The organism is Pedobacter sp. 05L430 (genome assembly GCF_056397585.1).
The window spans coordinates 1-10,297 of the sequence record NZ_JBFTNT010000137.1; the positions used below are offsets into that span (position 1 = coordinate 1).

A 10,297-nucleotide genomic window follows, 5' to 3' on the forward strand; every position below is an offset into this window, starting at 1 on the left:
GGTTTTGGCTGTGCTTTAGCAATGGAGGTGGATCATCATGATGAAAATCATTCCCATGCTAAACCTACTCATCATGGACACAAAGATCATGGTCACCATCATGCAGGTGGACATGAACACAAAACTACCCCAATATCTGGGCAGAATTTTACAAAAGAAGATCCTTGCTGTAAAACTTTAGTGAATGATTTGGCTACTCAAAGCAAATTAGTTCCTGAAATGAGCAAAGTGCAGGTAGTTTTACCTGTATTGTGGCTTACTGATCATTCTTACTCTTTATTAATTCCCGTAACCGATGTTGAACTTGGTCGGGGCGCCTATGCAGATCACAGAGAAAGACCGCCTAACAGGGACATTCGCATAGACATTCAAAGTTTTCAGATATAAGATTTAATGTGAGATGTTGGACCCGGTAAAATAGGGTATCGGCATATGATACACTTCGCATAGCTATTGCTATGGCCAAGAATTAGTATAAACATTAAATTATTACATCATGAAAAAGATATTTTTAGTAGTTGCTGTAATTGCAACTGCATGGATCAACCCGAGTTTCGCTCAAAGTACTCAGACACAATCATTGTTAACTTCTTACTATGACATCAAAAATGCCTTAGTAAACTCTGATGCGGCAGTGGCAGCATCAAAAGCAAGCGAATTTTCTAAAGCATTGGCAAGTGTTGACATGAAGTCTATGCCCAAAGCAGAAATGACAGCCTTCATGGGGTTTCAGGATAAACTTGCATTTGATGCCAAACATATCTCAGAAACAAAAGACATTGCCCACCAAAGGGAGCATTTCGCTAATTTTTCAACAAATCTTTTTAAACTGGCTAAGGCAGTAAAACTTACTAAAGACCCGGTTTATTATGACTATTGCCCAATGAAAAAGAGTTATTGGCTTTCTGAGAATGAGGCGATCAAAAATCCCTACTTCGGTAAACAAATGCTAACCTGCGGGGCAGTTAAAGAAACTCTAAAGTAATTCTGTTTGTTAATTCCTCAGCTTCACCTTTATTGGGTGTTCTGGTATGCAATTGACATGTGGATTTTATTGAACAATTCTGCCATAGGATCACATAAATACACTTTGTTCCGCTAAGCAGGTAATCAAACATTTAAAACGATTTTAATTTAAACACGATGAAAACATTAATTTATAGTTCAGTTTTTTCCTTATTATTTTTAGCAGCCTGCTCTAATGGTAGTAATAAAACTAAATCAACCACTTCCGAAGATGCTACAGTAACAACGGCCGTTGCATCTGGATCTTCAGAAAAAGGTACTTCTACTGCCGCAGTATTAGCCTCATACCTCAAATTAAAAAATGCCTTTACAAATGACAATGATAAAGACGCGGCAGCAGCAGGAAATGAAATGGTAACTGCCTTTGCCAGTTTCGACAAAAAATCTTTAACTCCAGAACAGGATAAAGCTTATACCGATATATACGATGATGCTAAAGAACATGCCGAGCATATTGGAGCTAATGTTGGAAATATTGCACACCAGCGTGAACATTTTGATATGTTGAGTAAGGATATGTACGACCTCGTTAAACTACTTGGCGCTAATCAATCGCTGTATGTGGATCACTGCCCGATGTACAATAACAATAAGGGAGCAATCTGGTTGAGCGAAGTAAAGGATATTAAAAACCCTTATCTGGGAAAAGCCATGCCAACTTGCGGTACTGTTAAAGAAGAATTAAAATAATAGGCCATGAAAGGCATAAAGAAAATACTTCTTGGACTATTGGTGATCTTTATACTTATTCAATTTGTACAACCTGCCCGCAATAAAAGCAGGCAGGTTATGCCAAATGATATTTCTAAAATAGTTTCTGTACCCTCAGATGTACAGGGTATTCTAAAAAAAGCCTGTTATGACTGCCATAGTAATAATACTGAGTATCCCTGGTATGCTAATATGCAGCCCATGCACTGGTTTATGAACAATCATATTCAATCCGGGAAAGCTGAATTAAATTTTAGCGAATTTGGTTCTTATACCTCAAGAAGACAGCAAAGTAAACTGCGCTCAATAGAAAATAGTTTAAAGGATGGCAGTATGCCCCTGAACTCCTATACCCTGATCCATAGAAATGCCATTTTGACTAAAACGGAAAAATTGTTGCTAATGAACTGGGTACAAAATTCAAAGGATAGTTTAAACAAAAAGAATTTTAACTAACCATTAATCATCAAAGAAATGAAAAATATACTAACGGTTTTCTTATTGATCTTCTATTCTGCGGTTTCTGCCCAGGATATGAAGAAAATGAAAATGCCTGACAATGAAAGTACGAAGCAGTCGCGGGTTATTTACACTTGCCCAATGCACCCGGAAATACAATCCAACAAGCTTGGTAATTGTCCTAAATGTGGCATGAAACTCGTTGTTCAAAAGGTAAAGGCTGCTAAACCGAAACCTGGGGCAAAAGAGAAAAAGACGGCTCCATCAAAAAAAGAAGGCATGGAAAATATGAAAATGCCTGATAAAAAGCAAGACAGCGATGAGTCAGCGCAGAAGGTAACTTACACCTGTCCAATGCATCCCGAAATTCATGCACCCAAGCCAGGCAATTGTCCTAAGTGTGGAATGAAATTGGTACCTGAAAAAGCTAARGCAGCTCCCACCAAACATGACGAAATGCAGATGCCTATGAAAGATGCTCCAAAGGATGGAATGGAGAACATGGAAGGTATGCAGATGGGAGACAATAGTGCTACAATGGAAAACATTAAAAAAGCCAAATCGAATTTGGGCCCCATCAAAACCATTGCTTTTACTCAACCACCCCGTACTGTTCGCTATGATCTTTATATTGCCGATACTACAGTAACCTTTGGAAAAAAAACAAAAAGGGCAATAGCTGTAAACGGACAGATACCAATGCCAACACTCACTTTTACCCAAGGCGATACAGCATTGATATATGTACATAATAAACTCGATGAAGAAACCTCTCTGCATTGGCATGGCCTGTTTTTGCCGAATAAAATGGATGGTGTGCCATTTCTAACCCAAATGCCCATTAAGCCGCATTCTACTTACATCTATAAATTTCCAATTGTTCAGCATGGCACTCATTGGTACCATAGCCATAGCGAATTGCAAGAGCAGATTGGTATGTATGGTGCTTTTATCATGAACAAAAGAAAAGAATGGGACATTCCAACCGTTCCGGTGGTACTTAGTGAATGGACAGATATGAAACCAGAAGAAGTACACCGAAGCCTGAAAAATGCCAACGATTGGTTTGCCATTAAAAAAGGAACGACCCAAAGTTATGCCGAAGCCATTAGAACAGGTCATTTTAAAACCAAAGTGGCCAATGAGTGGAAGCGTATGAATGCAATGGATGTAAGTGATGTGTACTATGATACTTTTCTGATCAATGGTAAGAACCAAAATGAGCAGCCACAATTTAAAGCCGGAGATAAGGTAAGACTTCGTATTGCCAATGGCGGGGCATCTGATTATTTCTGGTTAACTTATTCCGGTGGTAAAATAACCGTGGTAGCTACCGATGGAAATGATGTCGAGCCTGTAGAAGTTGACAGGCTAATTATAGCTGTATCCGAAACGTATGATGTGGTGGTCACCATTCCCGAAAATAAAAGCTACGAATTTTTGGTTACGCCCGAAGACCGCACCAAATCTGCTTCCCTTTGGTTGGGTAAGGGAGAAAAAGTTCCTGCTCAAAAACTGCCTAAGCTGAAATATTTTGCCGGAATGAAGATGATGAATGACATGATGGATATGAACGGCAACATGATCGAAATGGAAGGCATGAAAATGCAGAACCAGGTTATGGACATGAACACGGTAATGTATCCCGAAGTAACGGGTGAAGAGACCCCGAAAAAAGAAAACAAAAAAGCAGCTATGCCGGGGATGCAAATGTCTAACGAAAAAAACATGGCAGGTATGGATATGACAGCGGAAAGTCCTGACATCGTTACGTTGAACTATAATATGCTTCGTGATCCAAAGAAAACGACTTTACCTAGTGGCCCGTGGAAAGAGCTAAAGTTTGATCTAACAGGGAATATGAACCGATATGTCTGGACTTTGGATAATAAAACGGTTTCAGAAAGTGATAAAATCCTGATTAAGAAAGGAGAAAACGTTCGGATCATTTTGTTTAACAACAGTATGATGCGCCACCCTATGCACCTGCATGGTCATGATTTCAGGGTTGTCAATGGACAAGGCGAATATGCTCCCATGAAGAACATCATCGACATTATGCCCATGGAAAGGGATACTCTTGAATTTGCAGCATCAGAACCAGGTGGTGATTGGTTTTTCCATTGCCATATTCTGTACCACATGATGAGCGGAATGGGCAGAGTGTTCAGTTATGAAAACTCTCCGCCTAATCCAGAAATTCCTAACCCTAAATTAGCGCAGCGTAAGTTGTTTAGTGATGACAGGGAATTTCATCCCATGGCGAGAGTTGGAATTGAAAGCAATGGAAGTGACGGTGAAATCATGCTGGCCAATACCCGATACCGTTTTACTACCGAATGGAGAGTGGGTTTTCAATCCCATCATGGTTATGAAAACGAAAGTCATTTTGGGAGATACCTTGGAAGAAACCAATGGCTCTTTCCCTATGTTGGTTGGGATTTCCGTAAACGAACGGTTGATCCGATGGAAAAGAATATTTTTGGGCAATCTACAGCACCCGGGGATAATCTTTTCGGACAGGGCAATACCAAAAACTTTAGACAGGTATTTCATTTGGGGGTACAATACACTTTGCCAATGTTAATTGTTGCAGATGCTTCTGTCGATCATAAAGGAAACGTGAGATTTCAATTGATGAGAGAAGATGTACCTATATCCAAAAGATTGCGCTTTCAATTTATGGTCAATACCGATAAAGAGTATATGGCGGGGTTTAGATACATCGTCACCAAATATTTTGGCCTGTCCACCCACTATGACAGTGATATGGGTTATGGCGCCGGACTAACATTAAATTATTAACCAATTAATCTTTACATCATGAAGCATACCTATAAAATAATCGGAATGACCTGTCAGGGCTGTCGTAGTAAAGTTGAAGATGCCTTGAATAGTATTGACGGGATTTCTGCTAAGGTTACCTTGGAACCAGCTGAGGCAACGATTACGATGGATAAGCATATTACTACTGAAAAATTGCAGGAAACGCTTTCTGCTGCTGGAAATTACAGGATTGAAATGTCCGGCTTTCAAAAGATTGCCGCAGATAAACACAGTCCAGATCATTCTGGTCACCAACATCATGTTTCAGCCCCTCAGGGTCATGGCGCTGCTCCGGTTAAGGTTAATAAGGAAGAAACCGGAGAGGTATATTATTGTCCGATGCATTGTGAAGGAGATAAAACTTATGGTAAACCAGGTCATTGCCCGGTTTGTGGAATGGACTTGCTGAAGCAGCCGGTATTAAAGCAAGCCACTCAATTTACTTGTCCTATGCACCCCGAAATTATCAGAGATCAGCCTGGTTCATGTCCGATATGTGGAATGGATTTGGTTCCATTGGGTGTAAATTTGGAAGAGGAGGATAAAACTTATGAAACGCTTTTGCGTAAGTTTAAGGTCGCAACGGTTTTTACCATACCTGTCTTTTTGATTGCAATGTCTGAGATGATACCAGGTAATCCGATTTTCAAATTGATGGAATTGAAATATTGGAACTGGGTTCAGTTTGCATTTTCTATCCCTGTGGTGTTTTATGCAACATGGATGTTCTTTCAGCGCGCATGGCAATCCATAATTACATGGAAATTAAATATGTTTACTTTGATTGGTATTGGTGCGGGGGTGGCTTGGCTATTTAGTCTTGTCGCCCTGCTTTTTCCTGATGTTTTTCCAAACCAGTTTAAAACCCATCACGGTACGGTCTATGTTTATTTCGAAGCAGCAACTGTTATCCTGACTTTAGTCTTGCTTGGTCAGCTTTTAGAGGCCAGAGCGCATGGGAAAACAAACAGTGCTATTAAAGAACTGTTGAAACTGGCACCCAATACCGCTACCAGGATTGTAGGCGAAAAAGAAACCACAGTTTCCATAGATGACATTCAGAAGGGGGACATGTTACGGGTGAAGCCGGGAGAGAAGATACCTGTTGACGGCAGTATTAAAGTTGGAGAAGTGACGATTGACGAATCTATGATTTCAGGTGAACCTGTTCCGGTGGAAAAGAAACCTGGGGACAAAGTTAGCTCTGGAACAATCAATGGTAATAAAACCTTTGTCATGCTTGCGGAGAAAGTAGGCTCGGAAACACTGTTGTCCCAAATCATTGAAATGGTGAATTCTGCAAGTCGTTCAAAAGCACCTATCCAAAAAATGGCCGATAAGATTTCAGGTTATTTCGTCCCTGTAGTGGTGTTGATTGCCATAGCTACCTTCGTAGCATGGGCAATGTATGGGCCTGATCCTGCATATGTTTACGCTTTTGTAAATGCTATCGCTGTATTGATTATAGCCTGTCCGTGTGCGCTTGGTTTGGCGACGCCGATGTCTGTAATGGTGGGCGTAGGAAAAGGCGCACAGTCTGGGGTGTTGATTAAGAATGCAGAATCGTTGGAAAAAATGAATGCAATTGATGTCGTGATTATTGATAAAACTGGAACAGTAACCGAAGGGAAACCATCGGTTGAAAAGGTCATTAGTGTAAACCCAGATTTTGATGAAAAGAAAGTCCTTGAAAGAATCGTAGCATTGAACAGCAGCAGTGAGCATCCTTTAGCACAGGCAACGCTTCGTTACGGGGAAGAGAAAAAGATCAGTATTCAGCCTATCACAAACTTTGAAGCTGTAACTGGTAAAGGTGTAATGGGTACATTGAAACAGGAAAAACTTGCTTTAGGCAACCAGAAATTAATGGAACACGTTAAAGCTGAAATTGATCCTGAATTAGAAGAGCAGGTTATGACCGCACAAAAACAAGGTAAGACAGTTTCTTATTTAGCTGTTGGGCATAAAGCTGTTGGCTTTGTGGTTATTTCTGATAAAATCAAGCCCTCAAGTGCTGCCGCTATCAAAAAACTTCAGGAAGAAGGTTTAAAGGTAATCATGTTTACAGGGGACAATGAAGATACAGCAAGGGCAGTTAGTCAAACCTTAAATTTAGATGGTTTCAAAGCCGGGATGTTACCGGAGGATAAATTGAACGAAGTGAAAAAATTGCAAGCCGAAGGAAAAAAAGTGGCGATGGCAGGCGATGGTATTAATGATGCCCCGGCATTATCACAGGCTGATATTGGCATTGCGATGGGTACTGGGACAGATGTTGCTATTGAAAGTGCAGCAATTACCCTTGTAAAGGGCGATTTGAATGGTATTGCAAAAGCCCGTTTGTTAAGCCACAAGGTAATGGGCAATATTAAAGGTAACTTATTCTTTGCCCTTGGATATAATGTATTGGGAATACCCGTGGCTGCGGGACTTTTATATCCGTTTTTTGGAATTTTACTGTCACCGATGATAGCTGCGCTTGCCATGAGCTTCAGTTCAGTATCCGTTATTCTGAACTCACTGCGCCTTAAGAGTGCAAGAATTGACTAATTTTTAATTAAATACATTTAATCACATTAATTATGGAAGATAAAGTGGGGATTATTCCATATGTGGCCACCTCTTTCGCGGAACGTGGCCTCATATTACGGTCCAAAATGGTTCTTCCCCAATTTTGGTGGTGAAAAATATAACAGACAAGCAATTCCTTTTTGTAAATAACTGTTTTTCAAGTTGATACAAGCTTATTACCTCGGTGGTTCCTTTGTATTATTTTTTGCGGGAACTAACATTGATCATGATTCTCATATGTTAGAGAACCCTACGGCTTTAATCACCAGCAAGCTTTAATGAACACTTAATTCATTGATTTTACATTACTCACTTCATTTTGAAGAACCACCAAAATTGGGGAAGAACCACTATCTGCGAAATATACAAATATCAAGACCACCCAACATTATGCTAAAATCTTAGACATTAAAGTCGCAGCGGATATGGCCGGCCTGGATGAAAAATTGCGTGACAAGGGACTGATTAATGTGGAAGCTAATGTGGGGGATCAGGAAAATGACAAGCCAGCGGATTTGGTCACCTCGCCAGAGCCCAGCAGTGAGCCAGAAGACAAACCCGAACCGAAGATTATCAGGTTGTACGCCTAGTTGAATATGCTAACTATTAAAAATCAAACCATGACAGATTCTGTATTAACAGAGGAAATTGTTGTAAATAATATCAATTATATCAGGGAGCCTAAAGGAATGTTTGATGCTTATTTAGCTTTCTTAAGGAACTTCGGCTATCCGAAGGCCGGGGGTACTGGTTTCCCTACAATTTATCATGCGATGGTAAGCAACGGATCGCCAGAGCCAACCTATGATACAGGTCGGGATTGCACCTGTTTTCTGACTAAACTGCCGGCAAGAATTGAAGTAGAAGGATTATATGAAGGTGTAAATGGTAAGGTTAATGCTGAAGACAAAGCAGGAGGGAAGGTGAAGGTGTAAATGAAGGTGTAAATGAGGGTGTAAATGAACAGGCATTAGTTAAGATGATACGAGCCACCTTTCCTGCCTGTGCTATTGCTACGAGTGAGGATATAAAAGAGCTTGTAACTGCACAACATAATCTGTGAAAGTTGTTGAATGATGTTTAGAAACAAATTATTTACTTTTGACCATTCGAATTAAGAATAGGATAAGGGGTATTATTTGCCCCTTATCCTATTCTTAATAGTTATGATATGACCAGAGCATATAAATCTGTAAACCTTACTCAAAGCCAGTAAATATTTATCAAACACCTGACGGTGAAACTGGAATTGACATTAAAATTGAGTATGAAACAAATTGACTTACCAAAACCAGATTGTCGACTTATTTAAATCTAGCAAAGCTAACATCAGCGAGCATATCAAAAACATTTTGAGTCTAAGGGATTAGATAAAGATTCAACTGGTCGGTATTTGCGAATAGTTCGGCAGGAAGGCGAAAGAAAAGTATCCAGAGATCTGGAACATTATAATTTGGACCTGATCATTTCAGTAGGTCTTATCCGTCTATAACTTTATAAACGACAAGTAATTTCAAGATTGACGGTCCGTATATATGTAAAGTACATCTTTCTGATCCATGTCTTTATCTGCTGTTGAGGTTTATGACGCTGTCGGTTAACTTGGCAAGTGAGCGACTGGTTTCCCTTTCATATTTTCAGCAACCAGATAGGCAATAAATTTTGAGAAGACACTGATGTCACCAGTGACGCTGGCAGTTTCCAGTGATTTCATGTACTCATCCCTTTTCTCCACTGGTATCACTGTCCATGGATATCCCCCTGAGGCGAGCATTGTATTCATTAAAAATCTGCCTATTCTACCATTGCCATCCATGTAAGGATGGATGAAGACAAAAATATAGTGGCCCAGGACTGCCCTTACTGCAGGATGCTGTTCCTTTTGCAAGAGTTCAAATAATTCAGGCATGGCATCACGCATAGCTTCAACACTCAGTGGTACGTGCTTTGATGAACTGATATAGACTTGGTGACTCCGGTAGCCAGCCAGATCTGAAGCTTTTAGTATTCCAGCTTGTACACTCGGATCAAAAAGTTCCCGGTACCATTTCTGATGGTCTTTATCTGCTTGCAATCCAGCGTTCTCTCCCTGTAGGATTTTTTCCAATGTTTTTTTTACTTCCTGAAAGGCTTGGAAATAACCTCTTGCAGCCATAGCATCTTTCTGTTTACGGTCTTGTTGGGAGCTATCTTTGTCCCATTCACCGCTGCTCACTTTAGCAATGAGCTCAGGGGTAACTTTGTAACGTTCAATGGAAAGAGAGTGGTAAGCATCTGTTAGATACACTTCATCTACTATTTTAATATAAGCTTCCTGATCTGCCGGTACACCAGGAGCTTTCGGGAAATCTTTTATAATGATTTCACTCATTTGCTGCCACATCAACCGTATGCGATTGACAAAAGGGGATCGCTCACGTGGGCTGATCGCTATTTGTAATTTTTCCTGAAAGGGGTCATATTCTCTGATGTCATATCCCGCTTGTCTCATCGTATCAATGATTTGGTCAGCAATCCTATCCCTTCCAATGTTCCGGAACGCACCGCTCAACCTACCGCTAATGGTAGAGTGACCATTGTCAAGCAAAATAGGTAATAGTTCTGAAGCATCGCTAATACTGGCTAAGGTGATGCGGCAATCCAGTGGTTTTGATCGATAGATCCCTTCGGTGCTATATATCAGTGCTGCCTGCAGGTTGTACAC

9 protein-coding genes are annotated in these 10,297 nt (G+C 40.3%); 8 read left to right on the forward strand and 1 reads right to left on the reverse strand.

All coding sequences use genetic code 11. The features are described from left to right. The 8 genes from AC1DG9_RS16775 to AC1DG9_RS16810 form a co-directional block, all read left to right on the forward strand. Window positions 1–387: hypothetical protein (locus tag AC1DG9_RS16775; RefSeq protein ID WP_477634922.1), on the forward strand; the 387-nt coding region annotated here is incomplete at its 5' end. A 109-nt stretch (window positions 388–496) separates the two neighbouring features. Further along, window positions 497–985, forward strand: a complete 489-nt coding sequence (locus AC1DG9_RS16780) for a DUF3347 domain-containing protein (protein ID WP_099437547.1) — start codon at window positions 497–499, stop codon at window positions 983–985. 158 nt (window positions 986–1,143) lie between these two features. Continuing rightward, a complete protein-coding gene (locus tag AC1DG9_RS16785; protein WP_172659942.1) occupies window positions 1,144–1,716 on the forward strand; it encodes a DUF3347 domain-containing protein in 573 nt (190 codons plus the stop codon). A 6-nt stretch (window positions 1,717–1,722) separates the two neighbouring features. Beyond that, complete coding sequence (locus AC1DG9_RS16790; RefSeq protein ID WP_172659943.1) at window positions 1,723–2,193, forward strand: heme-binding domain-containing protein; 471 nt, start codon at window positions 1,723–1,725, stop codon at window positions 2,191–2,193. Between the two features lie 18 nt (window positions 2,194–2,211). Further along, window positions 2,212–5,001 carry a multicopper oxidase domain-containing protein gene (locus AC1DG9_RS16795; protein WP_288879076.1) on the forward strand — a complete coding sequence of 930 codons (2,790 nt, stop codon included), beginning with the start codon at window positions 2,212–2,214 and terminating at the stop codon, window positions 4,999–5,001. 18 nt (window positions 5,002–5,019) lie between these two features. Then, window positions 5,020–7,572: a heavy metal translocating P-type ATPase gene (locus AC1DG9_RS16800; protein WP_172659945.1), complete on the forward strand. Its 2,553-nt coding sequence runs from the start codon at window positions 5,020–5,022 to the stop codon at window positions 7,570–7,572. A gap of 446 nt (window positions 7,573–8,018) precedes the next feature. Continuing rightward, on the forward strand, window positions 8,019–8,183 hold the full coding sequence (locus AC1DG9_RS16805; protein ID WP_477634923.1) for a hypothetical protein: 165 nt from the start codon (window positions 8,019–8,021) through the stop codon (window positions 8,181–8,183). A 30-nt stretch (window positions 8,184–8,213) separates the two neighbouring features. Further along, entirely contained in the window at window positions 8,214–8,528 is a 315-nt protein-coding gene (locus tag AC1DG9_RS16810) for a hypothetical protein (protein ID WP_288879077.1), read from the forward strand. Between the two features lie 662 nt (window positions 8,529–9,190). Here AC1DG9_RS16810 and AC1DG9_RS16815 read toward each other — a convergent pair. Further along, a partial coding sequence (locus AC1DG9_RS16815; protein ID WP_477634924.1) for a Fic family protein occupies window positions 9,191–10,297 on the reverse strand: 1,107 nt, incomplete at its 5' end.

Bases quoted from the DNA above. Each gene is read 5' to 3' on its own strand.
- AC1DG9_RS16805 (WP_477634923.1), top strand. From the start codon at position 8,019: ATGGCCGGCCTGGATGAAAAATTGCGTGACAAGGGACTGATTAATGTG.
- AC1DG9_RS16785 (WP_172659942.1), top strand. From the start codon at position 1,144: ATGAAAACATTAATTTATAGTTCAGTTTTTTCCTTATTATTTTTAGCA.
- AC1DG9_RS16790 (WP_172659943.1), top strand. From the start codon at position 1,723: ATGAAAGGCATAAAGAAAATACTTCTTGGACTATTGGTGATCTTTATA.
- AC1DG9_RS16780 (WP_099437547.1), top strand. From the start codon at position 497: ATGAAAAAGATATTTTTAGTAGTTGCTGTAATTGCAACTGCATGGATC.
- AC1DG9_RS16810 (WP_288879077.1), top strand. From the start codon at position 8,214: ATGACAGATTCTGTATTAACAGAGGAAATTGTTGTAAATAATATCAAT.
- AC1DG9_RS16800 (WP_172659945.1), top strand. From the start codon at position 5,020: ATGAAGCATACCTATAAAATAATCGGAATGACCTGTCAGGGCTGTCGT.